At 40.4% G+C, this 24,611-nt stretch carries 21 protein-coding genes, 1 rRNA gene and 1 other RNA gene; 18 read left to right on the top strand and 5 right to left on the bottom strand.

What is annotated here, in order from left to right; translation table 11 throughout:
- Positions 1-33: 33 nt before the first annotated feature.
- From pabB to CH365_RS05730, 5 genes are all read left to right on the top strand, one after another.
- Complete coding sequence (gene pabB, locus CH365_RS05750) at positions 34-1,845, top strand: aminodeoxychorismate synthase component I (protein ID WP_100767642.1); 1,812 nt, start codon at positions 34-36, stop codon at positions 1,843-1,845.
- A complete protein-coding gene (thpR, locus tag CH365_RS05745) occupies positions 1,842-2,378 on the top strand; it encodes an RNA 2',3'-cyclic phosphodiesterase (protein WP_100767641.1) in 537 nt (178 codons plus the stop codon). Before pabB ends, thpR begins: the two co-directional genes overlap by 4 nt.
- Before the next feature lie 33 nt (positions 2,379-2,411).
- A complete protein-coding gene (gene aat, locus CH365_RS05740; protein WP_165782579.1) occupies positions 2,412-3,071 on the top strand; it encodes a leucyl/phenylalanyl-tRNA--protein transferase in 660 nt (219 codons plus the stop codon).
- A gap of 81 nt (positions 3,072-3,152) precedes the next feature.
- Positions 3,153-3,440 carry a hypothetical protein gene (locus CH365_RS05735; RefSeq protein ID WP_100722490.1) on the top strand — a complete coding sequence of 96 codons (288 nt, stop codon included), beginning with the start codon at positions 3,153-3,155 and terminating at the stop codon, positions 3,438-3,440.
- A gap of 197 nt (positions 3,441-3,637) precedes the next feature.
- The gene (locus tag CH365_RS05730) at positions 3,638-5,695 is read left to right on the top strand and encodes an AMP-dependent synthetase/ligase (RefSeq protein WP_100767639.1); all 2,058 of its coding nucleotides are present in this window, start codon (positions 3,638-3,640) and stop codon (positions 5,693-5,695) included.
- A 61-nt stretch (positions 5,696-5,756) separates the two neighbouring features.
- Here the strand turns inward: CH365_RS05730 and CH365_RS05725 are convergent, their stop codons facing one another.
- Positions 5,757-6,587 carry an MBL fold metallo-hydrolase gene (locus tag CH365_RS05725; protein WP_244282999.1) on the bottom strand — a complete coding sequence of 277 codons (831 nt, stop codon included), beginning with the start codon at positions 6,585-6,587 and terminating at the stop codon, positions 5,757-5,759.
- A 97-nt stretch (positions 6,588-6,684) separates the two neighbouring features.
- Between CH365_RS05725 and ssrA the strand changes: the two genes are divergently transcribed.
- Positions 6,685-7,031: a transfer-messenger RNA gene (gene ssrA, locus CH365_RS05720) on the top strand.
- 3 nt (positions 7,032-7,034) lie between these two features.
- Here the strand turns inward: ssrA and CH365_RS05715 are convergent.
- The 4 genes from CH365_RS05715 to CH365_RS05700 form a co-directional block, all read right to left on the bottom strand.
- Complete coding sequence (locus tag CH365_RS05715; RefSeq protein ID WP_100767637.1) at positions 7,035-7,976, bottom strand: alpha/beta hydrolase; 942 nt, start codon at positions 7,974-7,976, stop codon at positions 7,035-7,037.
- 63 nt (positions 7,977-8,039) lie between these two features.
- Complete coding sequence (locus tag CH365_RS05710; protein WP_100767636.1) at positions 8,040-8,924, bottom strand: patatin-like phospholipase family protein; 885 nt, start codon at positions 8,922-8,924, stop codon at positions 8,040-8,042.
- 10 nt (positions 8,925-8,934) lie between these two features.
- Positions 8,935-9,309 carry a transmembrane 220 family protein gene (locus tag CH365_RS05705; protein ID WP_100767635.1) on the bottom strand — a complete coding sequence of 125 codons (375 nt, stop codon included), beginning with the start codon at positions 9,307-9,309 and terminating at the stop codon, positions 8,935-8,937.
- A 56-nt stretch (positions 9,310-9,365) separates the two neighbouring features.
- Positions 9,366-11,309: an adenylate/guanylate cyclase domain-containing protein gene (locus CH365_RS05700; protein WP_100767634.1), complete on the bottom strand. Its 1,944-nt coding sequence runs from the start codon at positions 11,307-11,309 to the stop codon at positions 9,366-9,368.
- 100 nt (positions 11,310-11,409) lie between these two features.
- Here CH365_RS05700 and CH365_RS05695 point away from each other — a divergent pair, with 100 nt between their 5' ends.
- The 12 genes from CH365_RS05695 to CH365_RS05640 all read left to right on the top strand — a co-directional run bounded on the left by CH365_RS05695 (position 11,410) and on the right by CH365_RS05640 (position 24,560).
- Entirely contained in the window at positions 11,410-12,666 is a 1,257-nt protein-coding gene (locus CH365_RS05695) for a pyridoxal phosphate-dependent aminotransferase (protein WP_100767633.1), read from the top strand.
- A gap of 131 nt (positions 12,667-12,797) precedes the next feature.
- Positions 12,798-15,140, top strand: coding sequence for a hypothetical protein (locus CH365_RS05690; protein WP_100767632.1), 2,343 nt, complete (start codon positions 12,798-12,800; stop codon positions 15,138-15,140).
- A 9-nt stretch (positions 15,141-15,149) separates the two neighbouring features.
- Positions 15,150-15,983 carry a DNA-formamidopyrimidine glycosylase family protein gene (locus CH365_RS05685; protein WP_100767631.1) on the top strand — a complete coding sequence of 278 codons (834 nt, stop codon included), beginning with the start codon at positions 15,150-15,152 and terminating at the stop codon, positions 15,981-15,983.
- Between the two features lie 57 nt (positions 15,984-16,040).
- A 5S ribosomal RNA gene (gene rrf / locus CH365_RS05680) occupies positions 16,041-16,157 on the top strand.
- 139 nt (positions 16,158-16,296) lie between these two features.
- Positions 16,297-16,458 (top strand): 50S ribosomal protein L34, encoded by a 162-nt coding sequence (gene rpmH, locus CH365_RS05675; RefSeq protein WP_020769764.1) that lies wholly within the window; start codon positions 16,297-16,299, stop codon positions 16,456-16,458.
- 9 nt (positions 16,459-16,467) lie between these two features.
- Positions 16,468-16,788 (top strand): ribonuclease P protein component, encoded by a 321-nt coding sequence (gene rnpA / locus CH365_RS05670; protein ID WP_100767630.1) that lies wholly within the window; start codon positions 16,468-16,470, stop codon positions 16,786-16,788.
- Positions 16,785-17,012, top strand: coding sequence for a membrane protein insertion efficiency factor YidD (gene yidD / locus CH365_RS05665; protein WP_020769645.1), 228 nt, complete (start codon positions 16,785-16,787; stop codon positions 17,010-17,012). Before rnpA ends, yidD begins: the two co-directional genes overlap by 4 nt.
- A gap of 2 nt (positions 17,013-17,014) precedes the next feature.
- Positions 17,015-18,871, top strand: coding sequence for a membrane protein insertase YidC (gene yidC / locus CH365_RS05660; RefSeq protein WP_100767629.1), 1,857 nt, complete (start codon positions 17,015-17,017; stop codon positions 18,869-18,871).
- 22 nt (positions 18,872-18,893) lie between these two features.
- Entirely contained in the window at positions 18,894-19,604 is a 711-nt protein-coding gene (gene jag, locus CH365_RS05655; RefSeq protein ID WP_100708504.1) for an RNA-binding cell elongation regulator Jag/EloR, read from the top strand.
- A gap of 6 nt (positions 19,605-19,610) precedes the next feature.
- Entirely contained in the window at positions 19,611-20,987 is a 1,377-nt protein-coding gene (gene mnmE, locus CH365_RS05650; RefSeq protein ID WP_100767628.1) for a tRNA uridine-5-carboxymethylaminomethyl(34) synthesis GTPase MnmE, read from the top strand.
- 59 nt (positions 20,988-21,046) lie between these two features.
- Positions 21,047-22,309: a malic enzyme-like NAD(P)-binding protein gene (locus CH365_RS05645; protein ID WP_100767627.1), complete on the top strand. Its 1,263-nt coding sequence runs from the start codon at positions 21,047-21,049 to the stop codon at positions 22,307-22,309.
- A gap of 142 nt (positions 22,310-22,451) precedes the next feature.
- Positions 22,452-24,560: a hypothetical protein gene (locus tag CH365_RS05640; protein WP_100767626.1), complete on the top strand. Its 2,109-nt coding sequence runs from the start codon at positions 22,452-22,454 to the stop codon at positions 24,558-24,560.
- Positions 24,561-24,611 lie beyond the last annotated feature (51 nt).

The raw sequence follows: 24,611 nt of genomic DNA, 5'->3' as shown, positions 1-24,611 counted from the left end.
GCAGCTGAGAATAAGGTTTTAAGACCTTTCCCGATGATTTCCGATCTATTTCAAAACTCCAGGAAACCCTTTATTTATTTAGGAGAAGGTTTCTCTACAGAGGGACGTCTAGTTCTAACAGAGCCGAAAGAGATTCTTACTACTAATCGACGAAGTGAAGCAAGGAAATTCTTCTTAGAAATTCAAAACAAAGTCTCTCAAGGGTACTATGCAGCAGGTTGGATCTCCTACGAGACAGGCGATTTGTTTTTAAATCCTGACAATATGGAAGAAGTTTCGGAAGATCCTCTTTTTTGGTTCGGGATTTTTTCTGAGCCAAAAATCTTGGCTTCCGCTGAAATTTCGGAATGGGAATCCAAATTTAAAGACAAAGGATATTCTGCTGAGATCAGATCCGGAATAGATCGTAAAGAATACGAAGAGATTTTTCGTAAAATTCGAAACTTTCTCTATGAAGGTGATATCTATCAGGTCAATTTTACATTTCCCTTGCATATAGAATTCCAAGGTTCTCTTGGAAGATTATTTTTCGAGCTCAGAAAAAAGCAGCCTGTTCCCTACGAAGCTTGGATCCATACCGGAGATTCTATTTCGGAACAAAGAGATATTCTCTCTTTTTCTCCGGAACTGTTTTGGGAAAAAATTTCCAATCAGATTAGAACTGTTCCAATGAAAGGAACCAGACCCAGAGGAAAAGATTTCGGAGAAGACCAAAAATTGAAATTGGAACTTTCCAATTCAGAAAAGGACAGAGCGGAAAATTTGATGATCACGGATCTTCTTCGCAACGATTTGGGAAGGATCTCTTTACCTGGCTCTGTAGAAGTTTCTAAACTTTTTTCCATCGAAGAATATCCCACTGTTTTCCAAATGACTAGCGAGATACGTTCTGAACTTTCTTCGGATATAAAATGGACTGATATTTTGGAGGCATTATTTCCGGGAGGTTCAATCACTGGGGCTCCTAAAAAACGATCTTCGGATATCATTCGAAGTTTGGAAAAAAAGAGAGGAGTTTATACGGGCGGAATATTTTATCTGTCTCCTCAAAAAGAAATCTCTTCCATTGCGATCCGCACTCTTGAGTTTTTACAAGACTCAAGGGGTCAAAAAAAAGGAAGAATGGGCGTAGGTTCCGGAATTACTATCGGCTCCGATGCGAATGCAGAATGGGAAGAATGTTGGTCCAAAGCAAAATTTCTGAACGATACAAAAGAGAATTTTCACATTTTCACAACTGCGATCTGTAAAAGAAAGAAGATCTATTTTTTAAAAGATCATAAAGATAGAATGAAATTATCTGCGAAAGAGTTCGGATTCGTTTGGCAAGAGGAAGGATGGGAATCCGCAATTAACGAAATTGCAGGTACTATTTCTTCCGACAAAAACTATAGAGTGAAGATTGTTCTTTTGCAGGATGGAAAATTTCAATCCGAAGTTTCCGAATATCATTCGGGCCCCAAAGAGGGGAAGGTTCTATTTAGCGGAACTTCTACAAATAAAAAAAATCGGTTCTTTTATCATAAAACAAATATCAGAGAAATTTTTTCGGAAGGTTATACATCCGCGACTTCTAAAGGTTATCTGGATCAGATTTATACAAACACAGAAGGTTATCTAACAGAAGGATCCATTCATTCTATCTTTCTTTTTTTAAATAGGGAATGGATTACTCCTTCTTTGGAAGAAGGAATTCTTCCCGGAGTGGCTCGGAAACAATGGATCCGAAAATTGAAAGCAAAGGAAAAGAAAATTTCTAAACAGGACCTAAGCCTTGCATCCAAGATCATTTTGGTAAATTCCCTCAGAGGAGTTAGAAGAGTTTCTGGGGTGGATTTCGAATGAGAAGTTTTTTAGGACTGGCTCTTCCTGATGCTGTAAAATCCGATCTGGAAAAAATCTGTTTTGGGTTAGAAGAGATTCGCTGGGTTTCAGCGGAAAATTTCCATACTACCTTGGTATTCCTGGGTGAGTTAAATCAGGAAGAGATTGAAAGAGTTTCGGAAATTTGCAGTCAGGTGTCTGAAAAAAGTTTTTCTTTAGAGATCAAAGGAGTAGGTTTCTTTGGGAATAAATTTCCAGAAATTTTATATGTGGGTGTGACACTCTCTGAAGAATTGAAAAGGTTACAAAAAGTTTTGGAATCCACTCTTAGGAGGGAAGGTTTCTCCATTGATAAAAGGGATTATCGACCTCATATAACGATCGGAAGATTCAAAAGGACCCCGGAAAAACGTTTGGATCTTTATTTGAATGAATTCTCCCAATTCCAAGCCGACATAGTTCCTGTGTCGGAATTCCATTTATTTTCTAGTCGCAGCGGAGCGAACGGTCAGATATACTCGGTCCAAGAATCATACCCTCTTCTGTTGGAATAAATGGAAAACCCCAGACAAAGTCAGTATTCTCCTATCCGGGATTTTTCCGATTTTTTTGCGGATCCTAGACGTTCTGTAGAAGAAGTTGTGGGCATCGGTGGAGATCTAAAATCGGATCGCCTTCTATATGCTTATACTCACGGGATCTTTCCTTGGGCGGATAAACCTTTACTTTGGTTTTCTTTGGATCCGAGGGCTATCTTTGACCTAAATGTTCTTCATATTAGTTCCAGGGTTCATCGAAGAATTCGCCAAAAAAAGTTTACTGTCACTTTTAATCGTGCATTTGAACAAGTTATGCGATGCTGTGCATTCAGAACGGAAGAGCAAACTTGGATAACGGAAAACTTTCTACGAGGTTTTACCAACTTTCATAAGGAAGGTTATGCTCACAGTATCGAGGTCTGGGACGAAAACGGACGGTTAGGTGGTGGAGTATATGGTGTAGCTATCGGTAAATTTTTTGCCGGAGAGTCTATGTTCTCCTTTTTACCTGACTTTGGGAAGATCGGGCTCTATTTTCTATTTGAAGCATTGAAGAAGGACGGCTTTACATTATTCGATACCCAGCAAATGAACCCGGTCACTTTGAATTTAGGAGCTTATGAGATCCCTAAGGATAAATTTTTGGACCGTTTGTCACTTGCTGTAGCAATCCCGAACAAATGGGTCCCTCCCGCGGATGAAATCTAATTTTTATGTAAAATGGATTTGATTTGCCTCGCAGAACAATAAAATTACGACACAAACCAAAGTTTCTATAGGAAGATCATAATGAACCTATTCAAAAAAATTCTTGTTACCCTTCTTGTGTCTGCAATCGCTCTTTTCGGTTTCACCGGAGTAAGCGCACAAGAGACCACCGGCGATGCTCCTGCAAAGACTGAAGATGCTGGTGCTTCGAAAGCTGAGAAAAAAGAAAAGAAAGCTAAGAAGAAAAAAGGTAAGAAAAAACACCACAAGAAGCATAAGAAAGATTCCAAAAAAGGAAAAGAAGAAGGAACCAAGTCTGATTCTACACCTGCTCCTGCTGAAGAAGGCGCTGGCGAGGAACAACAGTAATATTTTTCCTTTCTCACTCCGTTCGAGGTCCTCTCGAGCGGAGTTTTCTCTTTTTACTCTTCTCTTCTTCGATTTTGCACTGCACCTACGCTTTGAGTTATTCTAAAATTTAGTTGACGGGTCGTCTTCTCACATTAACGTAAACGCGCTTTATTGAGATAAGCGTAATATATCCCTTCTTCAAAGGAATAACTCCAATGTACAAGAATTTAGCAGACATGTACCTTAAGGCTTCTGAGTCTTATGGGGACAGACCGGCGTTTTGGTCGAAAGATGAAAATAAAGAATATCAATCGACTAGCTTTAAACAATTAGTAGATCTAGGTCTCTGTTTATCAGAGGCATTAATAGATTTAGGTGTGAAGGCCCGCGAACATATCGGAGTGTTAGCGGATAACCGTCTGGAATGGATCATCGTTGATGCGGGAGTTTTACTCTCCGGTTGTGCAAACGTTCCTAGAGGAACTGACGTAACCGATTCCGAGATGGAATATATCTTAACTCACTCGGAAGCTTCTGTAGTTTTCCTAGAAAACGATAAGATGTATGAGAAGTTTGTTAAAAACAAAGCCAAATTGAAAGGCGTTGAAACCGTCATCATTATGGATAAAGATAGCAAAACAAAAGCGAAAGGCGTTTTGCATCTTTATGATCTGATTGAAACTGGAAAAGAGTTAAGATCTAAAGGTGGACATAAAACTGAAAAAAGGATCGAAGGTATTAAACCGGATGATCTCTTCACTCTGATCTATACTTCTGGAACAACGGGAATGCCTAAAGGTGTAATGCTAATGCATTCCAATATGGCTCACCAGATGGAGTATGTAGTTCCTCTGATCCTAAAAAAATCAATTATTCGCGATGACGATAGTATGTTGTCAATTCTACCTGTATGGCATATCTTTGAAAGAGTGGTAGAATACTCTGCGATCTCTCTTGGAATTTCTACTTTCTATACTAAGGTTGCCGACCTAAGAAATGACCTGGCAAAAGCCAGACCTTCTTTTATGGCTTCCGCTCCAAGGGTTTGGGAAAGTATTTATACAGGGATCTATAATAAAATTAACGATCCTAAACAAACTCCTCCGGTTCGTAAGTTTTTGTTCAATACCGCTTATCTGTTCTCTAAGAACTATAACGCAGGGGTTCGTTTCTTAACCGGAAAAGAAGTGGATTACGAAAACCGTAATATCTTCCAATCTTTAGCACTTGCGGTTAAGGCAATTGCTCAGGTGATTCTGTTTGGGCCATTTACGATTTCTTTAATCAGTGCGGTTGGATATTCTTATATCAAGATGTACAAGCCTGAGTTGGCATTCTTAGCGCCAGTTCTGCTTACAATCGCGATTTTAGGGCTAATCTTTAACTTCAAAACTTTGGATACTATCGTTCTTTCCAAAATCCGGCAAGCAACTGGTGGACGTCTGAGAGGAACCTTATCCGGTGGTGGAGCTTTACAACGCCACGTAGATAATTTCTTCAACGATATCGGGCTTTTAGTGTTAGAAGGTTACGGAATGACAGAAAGTGCTCCTGTGATCTCTGTGCGCCATTACGATCATCCGATTATCGGTTCCGTAGGGTATATCGTTCCAAAAACTGAACTTCAATTGAGAGACGATCATGGAAACGTGCTGACTCATATCAACGATGAAAGACAGATTCTTGCCGGTAAGTTAGGAGTAAAAGGAATCGTTCATATCAAAGGACCTCAAGTGATGAAAGGATATTACAAAAATCCTGAAACCACTAAGAAGACTATTGTGGACGGATGGTTGAACACTGGAGATATCGGGTTCATTAACTATAAGCATACTCTGACTCTTACAGGAAGAGCAAAAGAAACTGTCGTATTGTTAGGTGGAGAAAACGTTGAGCCGGTTCCAATCGAAAACCGCATGGACGAATCTCCTTATATCAAACAATCCATGGTATTCGGTCAGGACCAAAAAGTTCTAGGAGCAATTATCGTTCCGGATCTAGAAGTTCTACAACCTTGGTTGGCTCAGAATGGTATCCAAGCTAAGGATATCAAGGATCTGATCGACAACTCTAAGGTTATCGATTTTTACAAAAAGGAAATCAGAGAATACAATAGCACTAAACACGGATTCAAATCTTTCGAATTGATCCAACATGTGGTGCTTGCTCAGAAACCTTTTGAGATAGGAGACGAATTGACTAACCTACTCAAAATGAAAAGACACGTGATCACTGAAAAATACCAAAAGAGAATCGATAAAGTTTATAAATAAAAACTTAGATTCTAATTTGTGCTGTAGAAAATCCCTCGGGTTCAACTCCGGGGGATTTTTTTTAATCCACCTTATAGATCCTCGGAAAAACTTCTTCTCCCAAAGATAAAATGTTAGGGTCATGCATAGTTAAAACTTTTGTTCCGCTCGAAGATAGAACGGATACATAATCTAAAAATTCTTTATTATTGGAAAGAGAGAAGGTTGCCTCCGAAGAAAGTCCCTGACCTTGTTTACAAAATTCTATCCAATAACATTCGTCACCCGTGATCAGAAATTTTTTACCTGAAGAAACCAACCATTCTACTGCAATCGAACCTTGGGTATGTCCTCCGGTTAATAAGATCCGAAAATTTTGAAAAACTTCTAAACTGGAGTTTACGAATTGGACCTTTTTCGACCTTTCTTTGGCGACAAGTTTCGAGTTTACGGATCGATTTGTTTTTTTTAACGCATCCCAATCCTCAGGAGTAACGTAAATTTTTGCATTTGGAAAAAGGCCGATTCCCCCTGAATGATCCGAATGAAAATGAGTGAGAATAATCTCTCCAATCATTCCAGGTTTAATCCCAGCAGATCCTAAAATTTTATCCGGAGAGATCCAATTATGGATCGTAATATCCGGATTAGATATAGAAGAAGTTCCTGTATCGATCAGAATATAACGTTTCTCTAATTTTATGAGATAGAACAAAAATACGATCTCAGACTCGCCATCCCGTATGTCCGAATTTGTGAGCCGGTTCGGGTAGAATGATTTTCCTAGTAGGATCGCATATAGCCCGTCCTGCAATTCACGGAGTGGTAATTTGGAGCCGGAAATCTCAAGACTTGGATTTTTGACTTTCGGGGAAGAAGAAGTTCCGCAATAGAATAATAAAATCGAAACCATAAGAATGAAAATTTTCAAAATAGGAACACCAACTGTTCTACTTTTTCTTGCTTTCCTACCCAGCTCAACGGATTTTTAGTCTAACCATTAAATCTACGGGGACGAATTAGGTTTCGACTGTTGTAGTTAAGATGTGGTGGCATGTAGGGGTGAGGGGCCTCTTAAAAACCTTCAAAACTTTAAACGCTAACAACGAATTAGCACTAGCAGCTTAATCGCTACTACGGAAGAAAGGCTTACTCTCCCGGTGGTTTTTCTTCTGCCTTAAACGGGAGACTTTTTAGATCGGTTTTCGGTTCACGATTTAAAGAGTATTTGGATCGAATAGGAAGGACACGCCTGCTTGTGGGCTAAGGCCTTTCGAGATTTAAAACATAAGACAAACATGTAGAGGCCCCATTAAGGCACAATAGGACCCGGGTTCGAACCCCGGCGTCTCCATTGTAATTATTTCAATTTATCCAAAAATCCGGCGACCCTTCTTTCATACTCGCTTGGATCTTTATCTCTCGCGGCTCCATGTTCTCCTTTTTCTAAGAGCCAAACTTCGCTCGGGCCATTATAAATATTCGCTAAGTCTTGGCTTTGTCGGAAAGGAACTACCTGATCTTCTTTGCCATGAATGAATAAGATAGGCACAAGCTTGGTATTAGATAGAGAACTTGCAGGACTTGGGATAGTTTCAAATTTTCCTCTAAGTATTGTAAGTCGAATCAAAAGATAAGAAAGCCAAGCAGGGATATCTTTGGGGGCAGCTGGAGATTCTAAGATTAATCTTTCGAAATTATACATTGGATTTTCTGCGATTACTCCCGAAAGTTTTGGCATCTCAGGCAAAGAGATCAGAATGGAAGAAGCTCCCACGGAACTTCCCAACGCGTAGATTCGATCGTATCTTTCTGAAAGATAATGGTACATGGACAATACATCTTTGGATTCTCTATAACCATAACTCAGTCCTGGGATTAAACATCTTGCTTCTCCATGGCAGCCGAAATCGAAACTGTAAACATCCAGTCCTCTTTTTAAAAAGAAACCGATATGTTTTGTCATTTCTCTTCTATCACTTCCTCCTCCGTGCACTAAAAAGATCGTACCTCTTGCTTTGCCATTTCCATTTTCGAGGGTGCCGATTTTCCATGTAGGAAGATCAAATCCATTTATGGATGGTATCTTAAGTTCTTCGAATCGGAACTTGCTGGAATTTCTTAAATTTCCGCAGGATACTCCCCAATGTTTTTGGGTTTCAGGACTACAAGTGGAGAAGTTCTGGTTATCTCGCCAGACAGGAAATAATAACTGATTGCTTGCGGACCAAATCCCAAAGCTCATAAATAATGGGATCAATAGGAGAATGGTCAGAATCGACCAGAATAAGATACGTTTCATAAAACCTCTTTTGCTATTTTTATATCAAACGAGGTCTTTGAAATTGGACCGCCTGGGAGAATTTTATTTAGGAAAAACCTTTCTTCCCAGTTCTATTCCTAAGCGAACGTTTTCGCTCAATAGATTTGCATTTGTAGTCATTCTTCCCGCAGGAAGAGTTTTTTCGGGAGCTATAATCTCAAAACGGATCCCTTTCGGTGGATCATTCAGGATTTCCATAGCTCGGTTATAACGGCGGTATCTTTGTTCTATAAATGCCTTTCCCATTTCAGGAAACTTAGGAAATGCCAAACTTCCCAACAAAGGATTTGTGGGAGTTAATCTAAAATCCATAGGTTTTGTAAGAATGACCGTAATATCTTTATAACCAGCAGACAATACAGCTTCAACTGGAATCGGATCTAAAACTCCACCATCTGTATATTTTGAGTTTTCCAAAAGGCCATACCCTTTGGTTGCAATTGGTAAAGAAGTCGCTGCTCTTAGAAGCGGAAAAAGATTTTGAGACGTAGCTCTTATATATTCGGGCTCTAAGGTCTTAAAATTACTGACTACAATATAAAAAGGCACCGTCTTTTTTTGTTTTAGCACTTCTGCTTTGATGGGCACCTTCTCTTGGAAAATACGATCTATTAAATAATCTTGATCTAATATTCTTTTACCTCGAAACAGATTCCAAAAAGAAATGAGATGATTTCCGGCTAATTCTTTTCTCCAAATATCCAATGCTCTTTCAATCTCTTCCGAAGAAGGATTGGATTCAGTAACATAATACGCGGAGGAACAAGAACCGGAAGAGACTGCAACGATTAGATCGAATTTGTTTGGGGGATAATTAGGCGCCATGGAGGATAGCACTCCACCTGCGAAGGAACCTCTCATTCCTCCACCCTCTATGATCAGAGCTTTGCCTTTTTTCTTTTTGGTAAATTTGGGAATGGATGACATGAGTAATGAATTATTTAGAATTTTTAGGACGCTTTCTATACCAAAGCCAAATAATGACGACAAGACTGATCAATGCTCCTAAAAACTCTCTTCCTAGTTCTATATAAGGTTTTTCGTCAGTCATCTTTGCGGTGATAAGATTTTCGTTTCCTGTTCTCAACCAGTCAAAGAATCCATCGATGGTGGCTGCAATCTCGATCCCGGCCATACCAATGATCGCATACAATAAAGGAAGTTTGTCTTTACCGAGTGCAGCAAGTATACATGCTAAAGAAGAAGTAAAATACAATAACATCCAGTGAAGTGGATCTGGATCATTATATTGAACTGCGCCCGCGAAAATGAAATAAGCAGCTAAAAGAAGAGAGACTATTTTAAAGATCATGTTTTCCCTATCGTTCGGGTATTATCTGATTTACTGACGTACTTGCAAATCTGTTTTTATTTGGATTCTTCTGCAGAAGGTAAACCACTAAAAACTAATTTATAAGCCTGAGTTTCTTCATCGATCCAGCTTTGGTGGAATTTTACTCTTTTTACTTTCCAACCTTTTTCTGTCATCAAGTGGCGGATTTGTTTATCTCTAAATACGGCTTCAGAGAATACTACATCTCCTCCATCGGCGATGGCTTGCAATTTTGCTGCAAAGTTTACAGTGTTTCCGAAATAATCTATATTGCTATTCAGGTTTACCGCTAGACAAGGCCCAGTATGTAAACTAATCCGTATACGAATTGGAGTTTCGGTATTTTCTTCGGAGAAAAATTCCTGGAGTCTTACGGAAGCTTCTACCGCTGCGCTGGGAGAAGGGAAGGCAGCCATTACTGCGTCTCCGATCGTTTTGACCACTGCGCCTTGGAATTCTCTTACCACTTTATAAACTTCTACGAAATGATATCTGACTTCGGAGAATGCACCGGAGTCACCTTTATTATAATAGAATTTTGTAGAGCCTACAATATCAGTGAATAAGATCGTCTGCATTCCAATATCTAATTGAAGATCAGTGGAAAGTGCTTCTTGCGAAAATAGATCTCTGAAGTCCTGAAAGTTGAATAAGTCTGTAGGCCTAAGACAGTCCTGATCTTCTTTTCTTTCTTCGATCACGAAACCCTTTCGGGAAGAAGAAAGATTTTCTAAAACTAATTTAGGATGGTCCGCGATCTCTAGCTGTTCCGGGATTTCATTCGTTTTCCAAACCAGGGTTTCATTAGGGACTTCTTCTTTGATCTCCAATAGAGAGTAATTTTTTTCTCCGTTTACTCTCAGTCTATAAACTCCGGGAGAAAGTAGAAGTTTGGAATTGTATGTTTCTCCCGAATCCAAATATTTTTGGAATCGGATATGACTTTTGGTGGCCGGTTCCGCGGCGCAGAACATTCTTTTTTGCACTTCTCGGATAGAAGGATGTACATGGAAAGTGATCTCGATAGAATTCAGCTGATTTGCTTCGAATTGTATCTCGCAAACTTCGCAAGTATCTTTTGTAGGAAGATCTCCTAAATGTTGTGCTTCCGTTCTAACTCCTCTACAATGAGGACATACAACGTCCCAACTCATTGTGAATAATCCCAATCTGCATCCGTGTAAAAATACGAGCAGTAGGTCTTTTTCAGGAATTTTCCAAGCCTTGGATAAGGATTTGATCCTGATCCTATACAGATCCGATTCGTCCGCATCCAAGATATAATTTAAAACTTTATCAACTAATTCTCTGGATTGTCCTTCTCTGATATATCCTACTCGGATCTGTTGCATTCTCGCAGGGAAGACAGGATTTTTTTCCGATTTGGATTCTTTGATTACGCTTAACGCACTTGGCCCTAACCAACTATAAGATCTTGTTTTGATTACATCCTCTACAACACCTTTTAAACCTTTTGTATAGGTCTTTCCGAGTTGGCTCATTCCTATCTTTAAAAGATTTTTTCCGAACCAACCTTTTGGAATCCAACCAAAGTACACGAATAATCTTGTAGAACTTTCTCCCAATGGATAGATAAGATATCTTGTTCTTACGTAATATGCGAACCCTTTGGAATAGATCCGTGCATTATTGAGTTGTTTGCAGTATTCCCATTCCCAAGGAACTTCTTCCCATTCCATCGGGATTCCAGCGTTTTTGGACTTTCCAAAGAGTCGTCCGTTAATCTCCTGAAATTTCATTTCAGGGATTTCTATTCTTTTATTAAAAGAAGAAGTATCTATCAGCCAAGGCCAAACTTCTTGGGGAGAAACTTCCAAGTCGAATTTCCAAAGTTTTTCAATGGGTTCTCCTAAAGAGGTCCATTTTTCCTCCCAAGGAAATTTTTCCAAGTAGGTCTGAAGATCCAAGGTATTCGGATCCAATATATCGGTATCATCGATGGAATCGAACGTTTGCATCGGTCTCTCCGGAGAGGTTGTTAGGAGAATAGAAAAAAATTCCTTCCTCTCTTAGATTATCTTTTCGGCAGTTTTGCAAAAAGAAAAGTGGAATAACCTTATGGGCCAAGATTTCATTTTTTCCAAATTCGGAGCCAAATTCCGTAACCAAACGGGGATTGGCCAATTGATGGAGGACCTAGGTAATCTTTCTCCCGGGGTCTCTATGTTGGGGGGAGGTAGCCCTGCCTTAATCCCGGAAGTGGAAGAAGTTTGGAGAAAGATCCTAAGCCAGTTTTCGGAGTCCGGTGCTTGGGATTCAATCCTTGGAAAGTATGAAACTCCTAGTGGTAAAGAGGAAACATTAGAAATACTTGCTTCCCTCTTAAGTTCGGAAACTGGAACATCTATCTCCAAGGATCAGATTGCTATCACAAGCGGTTCTCAAAACGCGTTTTATCTTTTACTTAATTTTTATTCGGGAAGATTCGAGGACGGAACTTTCAAAAAAATATTCTTACCGGTTTTACCCGAATATATAGGTTACTTGGACCAACCGATTGATCCTGATTCATTCTCTTATTCTTTAGGCAAAGAAATTGTTACGGGAGAGGATGGATTTCGCTACGAGTTGGATCCTTCTTCTTTTGATACTATAAACGAAAATCTTGGATGTGTGGTCATGTCCCGGCCTACAAATCCAACAGGAAGAGTTGCGAAGAAGGAAGAATTAGAACAAATACTTAAGTTCGCGAGAAGCAAGAACATTCCATTCTTGTTGGATAACGCTTACGGATTTCCTTTTCCAGGGATCGTTTTTTCGGATGAGAAATTATTTCATTCGGAAGGAATGATCCAAAGTTTCAGTTTTTCTAAAATAGGTCTACCTGGTGTAAGAACAGGTTTTGTTTTAGGAGATCCTGAAATTATAAAAGCATTAAATAAAGCGAATGCGGTTCTGAATTTGGCCGGAGGAAATCTGGGTCAATATATAGCTTTGGAATTTGTAAAATCCGGAGAGTGGCTCAAACTCTCTCGAGACATAGTAAAGCCGTATTACCTCAAAAAAAGGGAACTTGCACTTTCTTCTATTCGAAGAGAATGGAGGGGCAAATTAAAATTCAGAATCCATGAAAGCGAAGGTGCCTTCTTTCTTTGGGTCCAATTTGCAGGACTTCGCAAAAAAATTTCCGAAATTTATCCACTATTGAAAGAAAACGGGGTCATTATCGTACCAGGGAAATATTTCTATCCTGTTACTAATTCTGGAGATAGTTACGGTGAAGACTCTGTTCGTATTAGTTTTGCCAGAGAAGATTCGGAAATCCAAGAAGGGATACGAAAAATAGGCGAAATTCTAAGTACTTGTACGGATTGATCCGATCTAATTTCAGCGGATTTGGAGTGGAATAAAATTGTTTCATTCTCTCTTTCCGTTAGAGATCCTGGTCGGAAGGAAACGATAGAAAATTTCCTAACTCGGATTGTTGTTCCGGTACGGTGCAAAACATGGAAACGTTGGAGCAGGAAATATCCTTCGAGGAGCTAGCTTCCAATCAAAACAAGGCCCCCGATCTAGAGGCCCTGGCACCGGACTATATCTTCTTAAACGATGGAGCTGTTGGACTTTCTGCCACTGCTCGTTGTATTCTAGACGAACTTAGAGACTGGCATAAAAAGACCGAAAAGCACGGCTCTAAAAGTGTTCATCCATCTTATCTTCTAACCCTAGATAAACTAGGGGAACTTCTTAACAAATATAGGAACTTAAGCGAGCAAGCAAAGTCTCCTCCTTCTGTCGATATGGCCCTTCGCCAATTGATGGATTTAGAAAAGAGGGGAAGAAACAAATCAGCTCTAATCTATCCATTCTTAGTCCGCAACGGAAACAAAGTTTTGGCTAGGATCTCAATCGCTTCTCCTCAAAAAGAAGCAAAGACTGACGTAACTCCTTTCAGAAAGGCATGTTTTTCTTTTTCAGAAGAAACGATTGACCTCATCTTAAATAATAGAGCAAAAAAACCGAGAGCATTGGAAGAAGATCGTCCTGGAGCGATGCTTCTTCATAAAAACAAAAGTGGGCAGATTTGGTTATATCCTAAACTTGCTTCTTTACAATCCGAGATGGCAAGTCTTCTCAGAAGAGGATTCCAACCTTATAGTTATATTCCGATGAATGATTTCTTAGCGGACTTTGCAAATTATGCAAAGAACAAAGGAGCAGTAGTCGAAATTCTTCCGGACTATCATTTGATCTTGGATGATTTACAACTCAATCCTGATGGAACTTATGTAAATCAACCAGAAGTGATTGCACATTATAGAGCACAAAGCGACGCCTTAGAAGTCTTCGCTCTTACTTATCTAAAACAACTTGCTGAGAGAGCTGGTTATAATTTGTTCCGTGCACGTATCCAAGACTTTGAAACTCTACATGGAAATGCAGAACCTGGCAAAAAGCAAAACAGTGAAAAGGTAGAAGCACTCATTCAACTTGTCGAAGATTTTCCTTTCGATAAAGAAAAAGATGATCTCGGAAAAAGAGTCGCGGAGACATGCCAACAATCCGTTCGAGTCATCCGAAAATTAATCCAAGAAAAAGCTCTTTTAAGTGAGAGAAAGATAGAAGGTGCCTTCAAAAGTTTGAAGAACCGTTTGAATATCCAGGCCAAAGAACACTCTCAAAACAATCTGACCTTATATAGATTTATACCTGAAAAACGTTTGGATGCTGTGGGTATTACCGATTCTGAACTCGTTTCCAAATATACGAATGAGATCGTTGCAGATCTAAAAACTAAATTCGGTTTGAAAGAAATCAAAAGAGAAGACGGTACCACCGAGGTATACGTAGTCGATCCGGGTTATATGGCTGCTGTTTTACACAAGTTAACTGCTGATGCAAAAATAAGCCCAGCCGCAGAAAAGGAGCTCACGATTGCAAAAGAGATCCACGCTTCTTTACTCAGTTCCAAGAACCCTGCGCTCAATTCCATGCTCAAGGCGGATTACGTAGTAAAATTACAACAAGATGCAGCTCTCATGGAAAGAGAAGTAGAAGATCGCCAGAAAAGTGAGGCACTTGCTAAGAAGGTCAATCTTTCCATGGGTCTTCTGGGCTTCGTCGGAACCATGTTATTCTTCTTAATTGCAAGCGTTCATTTTAATGCTGCAGGTGTGATCCTGGTCGGACTTCCTGTGGGTCTTGTGATCGGTGGACTACTTGCCGTATTCTTTAGAGACAAAGAAAAATCCGATATTGGTCCAGGTGGAGTTCCTAGATCTTCCGGAGGTGGTGGAGGGTTTGCTGCGAGTTATTCCGGAATCTCGACCGTAAGCGATTATTATCCGAGCGGTGATGACGACGATGCAGATGAACATTTCGGAAAGGCAGAAAGCCCAAAAGAAAAGAAAGTAAGTCTGATCGCAAAAGGTGCAGAACGTTTTGTATTCCCAAACAGATTCACTAAGATCCAGGATAAGATCCATGATTCCAAGTCTATGCGCAAAAAAATCTGGGACAATATAGACAATATTCGCCAATCAGTAGCTCATCTTAGAACCGAATCCGACGATGATAAGGTAGCATCCACTGTCGAATACGCACTTCTACAAAACTCGGCTACAATTGCGATACCTGATGAGATCGTTCCGGTAGGAATGCCGAGCACTATCATTTTGAGTCATACCGATTTAAAGGCTCCATTGATTCGAGACCAAATCTCAGAGTTCTTAAGAAACGAAGCCCAAAAGAAAAAATACGATAAAAAACTCGTTAAATATTATACTTTCTTAATTAATACAATAGAAGTGGAATACTATAAATACCTTCCTAGTCGTAAAAAGAAATAGGGAAATATTATGCCCGAACTTCCGGATCTGGTAGTCATTCGAGAGCGTCTTTTAAAAGAACTTCCAGGTGAGATAATCCAAGAGATAGAGATCTTAGATCCTCTTGTGGTTCGCAATCTTAGCGGTGGAAAATCAGAAACCTCATTTATAGGTTCTATATTCGAAAGTTTGGAGAGAACCGGACCGTTTTTGAATTTTAAATTCGGCTCCAAAAATATAGTCATTCATCCGATGCTCGCGGGAAAATTTTCCTTAGATCCAAAATATAAGAAGAAGGACCTGGCGATTCGGATTAAATTCCAAAATAAGATTCTGAATTATGCAGACGATGTGCATATGGGAAAGGTGTATTTTACTGAGCCTGAATACTTCTCCCAGATCCCAAAGTTTACTGACCAAGGAGTGGATCTTCTTTCCGAAAACTTTACCCAAGAAGAATTTTTAAAAAGAATAGAGAAGAATCGTCAGCAAACCCGGGTTTTTCTCATGGACCAAACCAAACTGAGTGCGTTAGGAAATGCATACGCTGACGAGGTACTTTTTGATTCTAAGATCCATCCCAAAACTCCATGCAATAAACTTTCGGAAGAAGAAAAGATCCAACTCTATCAGAGTATCAAATCCGTCTTAAACGATTCTATAGATTATATCCGTAAAAAACAGGCACCTCTGGATTTTAAGGTCCGAGATCATGTAAAAGTTCGGAATCGAAAGAATGAACCCTGTCCTCGCTGCGGAACCACCATACGCAGGGCAAATGTTTTGGGTCATGATTCCTTCTTCTGTCCCAATTGCCAAAGGGTGCCGGGTGAACAGTTCATTGATTGGAATAAAACCCTCTGAACCTGAAATAAATCGCGCTTGACAGTACAAGCAAATTTTTCAGACTGTCCTTAGATTCTCGGTGATTATAGAGAGAGGGTCACACCCGTTCCCATCCCGAACACGGAAGTTAAGCCTCTCATCGCTGATGGTACTGCATGGTTCGCTGTGTGGGAGAGTAGGACGTTGCCGGGTTGCCATTATTTATTCCATTATATTTTAGAGTAAAAATCCGCCAAAGAAACGGATTGACCCTTGGTTCTCCGGAAAAAATGTAAACCGGTAAGACTTACCCAGGGTCTTAAAACGCAATCTTAGAGATACAGGGAACCATATGAGAAGAACATACCAACCCAGCCGGATTAAACGTGCCCGTACCCACGGATTCCGCGCCAGAATGGCGACTGCCGGCGGAAGAAAAGTACTTTCCCGCAGAAGAGCTAAAGGCCGTTACAAGCTAACCGTTTCTGACGAAAGAACTGGTAAAAAATTCTAACGAACCCATATAGAAGAGACACTTACATCCAAGAAGGATATCCGGGAACTTTTTGCTTCCGGAAAACGGGTAACCAATCCTCCTCTCACGGTGATTTATCGGGGAAACGGCCTGGAAGAAAACAGGTTCTTATACTGCCCCGAACGTTCGGTCGGCAAGGCCGTTCGCAGAAACCGGATACGGAGAAGATTAAGAGCCGCTGTGGCCGAAATAGCAGGCTTTTTTCCAAAGGGTTTCGATATCGCGATACTTGCGAAACCGAGCCTATTCGAAAAAGATCATACCGAACTTCTGGCTTGTTTGGGTCTACTCGCTCGTAGATTAAAATGAACCGACTCGCCATCTTTCTGATCCGATTTTATAAACGTTGGATCTCACCTATTCTTCCGCCTTCCTGCAGATTCCATCCTAGTTGTTCTGAATATGCAATGCAGGCCTTCCAAGAATATGATTTCTTGTCGGCGACTTATCTAAGTACAAAACGAATTTTAAAATGTAATCCCCTATTCGCTGCAGGCGACGACCCTTTACCACCCAACCCTAGAAGGAATTAGGAATGGAAGATAGACAAAACAGACTTTTTCTCGCGTTAATTTTATCCATGGGAGTTTGGTTCTTAGTAACCTATTACTTCAACCCCGAATCAGGAAAACCGAAACAGCAACAGAAGACCGAACAAACTCCTGTTTCTGAAAATAAGGAAAACGTAAAACAAGAAACCAAGGTAGAACCTAAACCTGCCGCCGCGGTTACGAATGCTAAAGACATTAAAACTTTTACCTTCAAAACGGAAGCGCACGTAGTCGTTCTTTCCAGTTTGGGGGGAAGGGTCGAAAAATTTTATATTCGAAATTACAAGAATGTAGAAGGAACCGAAATCAATATCACCAGAGCGGACTTCCAAGAAATTGAAGTAGAAGGTGAGAAGATCAAGGCAATCGAACTTTCCAGAGGAAAAGGTTTCGACTTTAACTTCTCTCATAGAAAAGAAGATGTGGCCACTTCAGAATGGAACCATCTGAATTTTAAAGCCGAAGAAAACAAAGAAGATCAAAGTATCACATTCACAGCTAGCGATAAAGGTGTTCTTCTTAAAAAAGTATATAAATTCTTCCCGCACGAAAATTACTTCAAAACAGAGATTTCCATTACCAATCTTGGAAAAGAAAAACTCTATTTCGGAGATCGTGATAAACCTGCTTACTTAAGAACTTTTGGAAGTTTGGGGCCACTTCCTTTAAACAGAGAGGCGAATGCTCAGGAACTTTCTAAATTTTTCCGTGTGTATAGAATGGACGGAAGTGAGAAAGACTTTGCTGACGGCGGGGACGCTTGGGGATTTTGGGAAGGAATCCGTAACTTCTTCTTAGGACATCCAAACGGAAACGAATTTTATAAGGAAGTATGGAGTAGTGGAGAAGGTGTGGATTATATCGGTTCCGGTAGCCGTTACTTCTTGGCCGCAGCAGACACTTTAAATCATCCTGCAGAAGGAATTCTTTTAGATAATAGAAAGAAAAACGAAACAGGAACTATCTTAGCGTATTCTAATATCACTATTGATCCAGGAAAAGAAGAAACCCTCGAATTCGCAAACTATGTCGGAATTAGAGAATGGGATGGGATGTTGTTTAGAGATCCTAAACTGGATCCGTTTAAAAATCCTAAGTCCACTTTTGCTGGTTTAAGTGCCGACCTGAACAAATCTTTCAACCAAGGTATCTTCACTCCGATCAGGAACGGTATCGTTTGGTTCTTACAACAATCTTATAAATACACGATCCCAAGCTACGGTTTTGGTATCTTACTTTTTGCATTGGTATTCAAGTTAGTCTTCTATCCTCTCAACCAGAAACAGGCAGAGGCGATGAAGAAGATGAGTGCTCTTTCTCCCGAACTGAAAAAGTTAAACGAGAAGTATGCTAACGATCCGGCAAAAAAACAAGAGAAGATGTTGGAATTATACAAAAAACATAATATGAATCCGCTCTCTCAATTGGGTGGATGTCTTCCTATGTTGATCCAACTTCCTATCTTCTTCGCATTATACGTTGCGTTTGCAGATACAATCGATCTTTGGAAGTCTCCTTTCCTTTGGATTTCGGATTTGAGTGAGCCTGATTTTATCTGGACTTCTCCTGCGATCCCTTATCTCGCAGCAGCCGGGCTTTCTATTAACTTATTGGTATTATTGATGGTCGGAACTCAGTTTCTTTCTATGAGACTGACATCAGTGCAGACTGACCCGAACCAAAAAATGATGATGTATTTAATGCCTGTTATGATGGTATTCTTCCTTTGGAGCATGCCGTCCGGACTGACATTATATTGGACTGTGACTAACGTCCTTTCCATTGCTCAACAGTGGGTAACCAATATTCGTAAAAAAGACGAAACCCCTGTAAAAGTTTGAATTCATATATCGAGGATACGATATGGAAAACTATATTTTCGAAGCCGAAGGAAAAACAAAAGCCGAGGCCGAAGAGATCGCGTTAGAAACCTTAAGACTAGAACCCGGAGACATTCGTTTTGAAACTGTCGAATCCGGTAAGTCTGGATTTTTAGGTTTAACACAAAAAAAACCGGCAGTTGTTCGAGCATTCGTTTCGAACTTTGATATTCCGGCTGAAAAGATCATCCATGGAGTGGTGCTTACACTTCTCCGCAAGATGGGAGTAGAAGCGGAAGTTGTCGGAATGGGAGACGTGGACGGAAAGATCTATATTGAACTTACCAGCCGCGAATCCGGACTAATTATCGGAAAGAGAGGAGCAACTTTGGATGCTCTTCAATTTTTGGTAAACCTGATGGTGGATTCTAAGATCCGTCACGGTCGTAAGATCGTATTGGATACCGAATCTTACAGAGACAAAAGAGAACTGTCCTTGATCAGATTGAGCAAGTCGGTAGCTTCTTCCGTCGCAAAATCAGGTAAGTCCAAATTACTTGAGCCAATGAATCCTTTCGAAAGAAGGATCGTTCACATGGCTCTACAAGAGAACGAAAAAGTTTTCACTAGATCGGAAGGGAACGGGACTTATAAAAAAGTTCGAATCATTCCGATGAAAGACAGACACAAGTACAAAGACGTCGTCGAAAAAAGCCCTAACGGGGACTTACTCGAGGAAGTAAACGATTACTGATCGGTCGTGGCTGATACAATAGCAGCTATCTCCACAGCTTCCGGCGCCGGTGCTATCGGCATCCTTCGGTTATCCGGACCGGAAGCACTTCCTATCGCCTATAGGCATTTATCCTTTTTTGAGGGAGCCTTTCCTCTTTCTTCCATCAAACCTCGTAACGCATATACCTGTCGATTTGTAGATGGGGAGAAAAAATTAGACCAAGTAGTTTTTATCTATTTTGCAGGACCGAATTCTTTTACGGGAGAAGATCTGTGTGAGATACATACTCACGGAAATCCTATCCTACTCAGAGAAGCTTTAGAATGTTTGTTTCGTTCAGGAGCTAGGCCGGCCAAACAAGGCGAGTTCACTAAAAGAGCATTCTTAAACGGTAAAATAGATCTGAACGAAGCGGAAGCGATCGGAAGGATCATAGGCGCTCGTTCCAGATTCGAATTGGAACTGGCCCAAAAGAATGCTTTTGGCGAAATTTCCAGACTCGCTTCGAATCTCAGAAGCCAATTGATTTCTCTCAAAGCGGAATGCGAAGCCGAGATCGATTTTTCTACAGAAGATCTTACTTTCGAATCCTTCGAAGAAAGAAAAAAAAGAATTCGTTCTATTTCGGATATTTGTTCCAACCTTCTGAAAAGATCCAGCGAGACAGAAACTCTTTTAGAAAGAAGTAGAGTAGTTTTGTATGGAGAGCCGAATACCGGCAAGTCTAGTTTGATGAACCTGATCTTAGGAAGAGATCGTTCTATTATCTCCGAAATTCCTGGGACTACCAGAGATTATATCAGCGAGGACCTATTACTTTCAGGAGTTCCTATCCGGCTCATCGATACCGCAGGTGTTAGAGAGACCGGTGATAAGATCGAAAAGATGGGAATTGAAAGAAGTGAGAAAGAATTCTCCCAAGCAGATGTAAGATTATTCGTGATAGACGTCTCTCAAAAGAACGATTGGGACAAGTTTGCAGAAGAGAACAGATCCAAACTGGAAGGCGCAATCGTTGCCGCAAATAAATCGGATATAAGAGATCCAAGCTGGGATCCTGAAAGTATTCTAAAGAAAAATTATCCCGGCACAGTCCTAGTCGAAGTTTCCTGCAAATCCAGACAAGGTCTAGATACTTTGGTCTCTGAAATCGCCACTAAACTACAGGGTTTAGAAAGTTCAGAAGATTATGTCCTTTTGGAAGAAAGGAACAGATTTCATTTTTCTTCTATCACTCGAAGCCTGGAAAACTGTCTGACTTTAATGGAAGAAGGGGCTCCAGCGGAGATTTACATCAAAGAAATTGATTTCGCTTTGGAACAAATCGGGGAAGTAAATGGAAGAGTGGACACGGAAGAAATTTTAGGAAGAATTTTTAGTAAATTCTGCGTTGGGAAATAAGCTCTTTCAGAAATAGAATAGAACCTAGGCCCGATCGTCGAAAAATTGGTTTTATCGTTATGAGAGAAAAATCCCTCGAATATCATTCCCTTCATCCAAAGGGTAAAATACAAGTTGTTCCGACAAAGCCGACTAGAGATTCATTCGACTTATCCTTAGCATACTCTCCGGGAGTTGCCTATCCTTGTCTGGAAATTAAAGAAAATCCGGACCTGGTGTACGAATACACCAACAAAGGGAATCTGGTAGGAATTATTACTAACGGGACTGCAATTTTAGGTCTCGGAGATATCGGACCTGCCGCAGGAAAACCTGTGATGGAAGGTAAAGCGGTACTTTTCAAAAAATTTGCCGGGATAGACGTTTTTGATATTGAGGTAGACGCCAAAGATCCGGACGACTTCATAAAAACTGTAAAAATGTTAGAACCTACCTTCGGCGGGATAAACCTAGAAGATATCAAGGCTCCCGAAAGTTTTTATATAGAAGAAGAACTCATTAAAGCGATGAATATCCCGGTCTTCCATGATGACCAACACGGGACAGCAATCATTACCGTTGCTGGGTTGCTGAACGCATTTGAGATTAATAAAAAACGTCCTAGTGATGTAAAACTGGTAGTCTGTGGAGCGGGAGCGGCAGGGATCGCGATCGCAGAATTAGTCCAACATATTGGTATCAGAAAAGAACATATCTTCTTAGTAGATACCAAAGGTGTGATCCACACTGAAAGAACCGATCTAAATTCTACCAAACAAAAATATGTTCAGAAGACAAACGCTCGTACTCTTGCAGACGTTATGCAGGATGCGGATATTTTTGTGGGAGTTTCAGTAGCAGATATGGTTACCGAAGACATGGTAAAATCCATGGCTCCAAATCCGGTTATTTTTGCTTTAGCAAATCCTGATCCTGAAATTCCGTATGCAGTGGCAAAAAAGGTTCGTCCTGATATTATTATGGGAACTGGAAGAAGCGATATGCCGAACCAAGTGAATAACGTACTAGGTTTCCCATTCATTTTTAGAGGTGCATTGGACGTTAGAGCCAAACATATCACTTTAGAAATGAAATTGGCTGCGGCTCGTGCCTTAGCGGAACTTGCTCGGATGGACGTTCCTGATGCGGTTAGCCTCGCTTATGGCGGAGAAAAATTCGTATTTGGTCCTGATTATCTGATTCCAAAACCTTTCGATCAAAGGGTATTGTATCATGTGGCTCCGGCAGTTGCAGAAGCTGCAGTCCAAAGCGGAACAGCCAGAAGACCATACCCTGGAAGGGAAAATTACGTTTCTTTCTTAGAAGGTTTGATGAGGTCTTAAGACGGACTTCTATAGAAGTTTCGAATTTAGTCTAATACTCTTGGAACTTGCTCAAGAAAGCATGTATTTGTTTCCGAAAATATTATACTAGCTCGGCTCAGACAAAAAGCCAAATCAAGATCGGAGCAAAAGGGAAGAATTTATGCCCGAAATGGAAAGTAATTCCACGCCCCCGGCTTCGAATCCGCTCTCGGAAGAAGGTGTAATTCCGGTAGATCGTGTAGATCTGATACCGGAAGAGGAACTTCGTAACCTTCTTCTCCAAACGACTCCCAAAGCAATGAGGGATTTGGACCTAATTGAGAAAGGAGTCGAGAACTTCTTCTTATTCAATTATTCTCCTTTCGCTCTCGCAAAATTCGAACAGTTACAATTCTTAAAACCTGCAGATCTAAAATATTTCGAAGATAAGAACGGTTTCGTTCTCTACCAGTATCTATTCGTCTCGGAAGAAACAAAAGAATTAGGATTAGCCAATGTTGCCCTTCGCCCTGCGTCCAGAAGAGCAGAGCAGATCCAAAAAATCAAATCTGCTTGTTTGGCTCAGTCTGCAGCTGCATTTTTACAATTCATCGTCCGAAGAGACATCAATTTGGCAGATAGAAGGTCCGCTGGGGAATTAAGGGATTGGGTGATTCGACAATATCTGAATACAGATGAGAAAGGAAATCTTTTGGATTTCCAAGATTCCAGAAATCTTCCTTACTCGATGAGGAATGTTAAAACTCTTTCTGTAGAATCTTTTCTACAAAGGAATTTTAAAATCCGAGAAGATATTCTAACTTCTTTAATTTCCCTTTTGAGTAAAAAACCGAACGAGATAGTCGCCTTCTTATCACAGATCAAAACGGTTCCGGACGCATTACTTGCATTAGAAAAAAGAGGAAACCGCCCTCCTTTATTAAGACTACATTTGGAGTTTCATGTTATCCAACCTTCTTTAGAAGAACTTGTGGGCGAAATTTCCATAGATAGCAAAAAACCGAATGCAAATGAAGAGACTGAATTAGAAATCATTTTCGAATTATTCATTGGTTTATCTAGAAAGATATTAATCTCACTTCTTCCCGGAGAACAAGCCGGATGGATCAAAGCCTCCGGGACCGAACAAGGCCCCGACTATCTAAGAGAATTATCCAAACACCCTGCATTTACTTCCGGAAAAACCTGGGAAGGTTCTGATATATTCTTACAAGCTTTCGAAGTATTAATGGGCTCCATGGACTCTCTTTCCAGTTTAAGAAAAGAGTCTCTAATCAATTTAGCTTTTAGTGATATGGTGATTCGTATCAGAGAATCTAAAGAGCCGCTTGTAGTAGATTCAGGTGCTTTGAAGATCAAGGACTCTTCTATCCAAGCCGCGGGCCTTACTAAAACAGAAGTTTTGGATCAGGTACTGGAAAGATTCAAAACAAGAAATGATATTCTCACGAGAGAAAAAGTAACAGGTGGCGGCCCCGGGATCGTAGCACTTGCTCTGGAAAATGTGGTTTCTTCTTTTTTAAATAATAAAGAAAGAAGGACTTCGATTCACACTTTGATCCGTAAGAACGGACAGCCGAAAGGAATTTATGCTTTTCTAAAGGATGTTGTAGAAGGTGTCGATCCTGAACTCGTAATAGATGATCAGATCCGTCTTTCTAAAGCCATTGCAGATTGGGAAAAAGAAACGGAAAAACAAAGACTGAAAGCAATCCAAGATTCCAAGTCCTTCTTGGTAAAACTTTTGGAATGGATCCTCAGTTTATTCGGCGTGAATTTTTCTCCATCTCCTAAAAAAGACATCGAACCTGCGGACGAATTCCATTCTTCCAAACAGAGTAAAAAATCTCCAAGCAGTGGAGCTGCTTCTGCCGAGCCCGAAAAAGAAGTTCCTAAAAAGAAAAAATCTTTGGGAGTACTCCTAGGTCCTAAAGAAAAATCCACTTTGATCCCCGCTAAGGTCCAGAAAGCGATTGATTACGTGGATCGTAAAAATAACGGAATTATCTGGCTCGATGAAGTGGTGAATGCTAGTTCTGCTCCGGAATTCGGAAAAGACAAAGTAGCCGACCTTATGTATTATGACCAGAAGCGGAGATATATCGAGATTCGCTCCATGAATTCTATCCGGCATGTGTTTATCCGGAAAGAATTGGAATCCGATTCCGCCTGGTTGGATTCTACCTTGGAATATTTGGAGAATGTCACCGCCAAAAAACCGGAGTTTGCAGCCTTAGCGGATACTCTTCGCAAATTCCGAGACGAGTGATCTACCCCATATTCTGATTAGGACATTCGTTCCGATCCCGGAAAATCCAAC

Origin of the sequence: Leptospira neocaledonica, assembly GCF_002812205.1 — a bacterium.
GTDB classification, from domain to species: Bacteria; Spirochaetota; Leptospiria; order Leptospirales; family Leptospiraceae; genus Leptospira_B; species Leptospira_B neocaledonica.
The sequence above is the reverse complement of the archived record's forward strand: the minus strand, read 5'-3'. Positions and strand labels throughout refer to the sequence as shown.

Coding starts and splice junctions, on each gene's coding strand:
- CH365_RS05730 (WP_100767639.1), top strand. CDS start 3,638: ATGTACAAGAATTTAGCAGACATGTACCTTAAGGCTTCTGAGTCTTAT.
- CH365_RS05725 (WP_244282999.1), bottom strand. CDS start 6,587: ATGGTTTCGATTTTATTATTCTATTGCGGAACTTCTTCTTCCCCGAAA.
- CH365_RS05700 (WP_100767634.1), bottom strand. CDS start 11,309: ATGCAAACGTTCGATTCCATCGATGATACCGATATATTGGATCCGAAT.
- yidD (WP_020769645.1), top strand. CDS start 16,785: ATGAACCGACTCGCCATCTTTCTGATCCGATTTTATAAACGTTGGATC.
- pabB (WP_100767642.1), top strand. CDS start 34: ATGATTTCCGATCTATTTCAAAACTCCAGGAAACCCTTTATTTATTTA.
- CH365_RS05690 (WP_100767632.1), top strand. CDS start 12,798: ATGGAAACGTTGGAGCAGGAAATATCCTTCGAGGAGCTAGCTTCCAAT.
- yidC (WP_100767629.1), top strand. CDS start 17,015: ATGGAAGATAGACAAAACAGACTTTTTCTCGCGTTAATTTTATCCATG.
- rpmH (WP_020769764.1), top strand. CDS start 16,297: ATGAGAAGAACATACCAACCCAGCCGGATTAAACGTGCCCGTACCCAC.
- CH365_RS05685 (WP_100767631.1), top strand. CDS start 15,150: ATGCCCGAACTTCCGGATCTGGTAGTCATTCGAGAGCGTCTTTTAAAA.
- CH365_RS05710 (WP_100767636.1), bottom strand. CDS start 8,924: ATGTCATCCATTCCCAAATTTACCAAAAAGAAAAAAGGCAAAGCTCTG.
- jag (WP_100708504.1), top strand. CDS start 18,894: ATGGAAAACTATATTTTCGAAGCCGAAGGAAAAACAAAAGCCGAGGCC.
- CH365_RS05640 (WP_100767626.1), top strand. CDS start 22,452: ATGCCCGAAATGGAAAGTAATTCCACGCCCCCGGCTTCGAATCCGCTC.
- CH365_RS05695 (WP_100767633.1), top strand. CDS start 11,410: ATGGGCCAAGATTTCATTTTTTCCAAATTCGGAGCCAAATTCCGTAAC.
- CH365_RS05715 (WP_100767637.1), bottom strand. CDS start 7,976: ATGAAACGTATCTTATTCTGGTCGATTCTGACCATTCTCCTATTGATC.
- CH365_RS05705 (WP_100767635.1), bottom strand. CDS start 9,309: ATGATCTTTAAAATAGTCTCTCTTCTTTTAGCTGCTTATTTCATTTTC.
- CH365_RS05645 (WP_100767627.1), top strand. CDS start 21,047: ATGAGAGAAAAATCCCTCGAATATCATTCCCTTCATCCAAAGGGTAAA.
- CH365_RS05735 (WP_100722490.1), top strand. CDS start 3,153: ATGAACCTATTCAAAAAAATTCTTGTTACCCTTCTTGTGTCTGCAATC.
- thpR (WP_100767641.1), top strand. CDS start 1,842: ATGAGAAGTTTTTTAGGACTGGCTCTTCCTGATGCTGTAAAATCCGAT.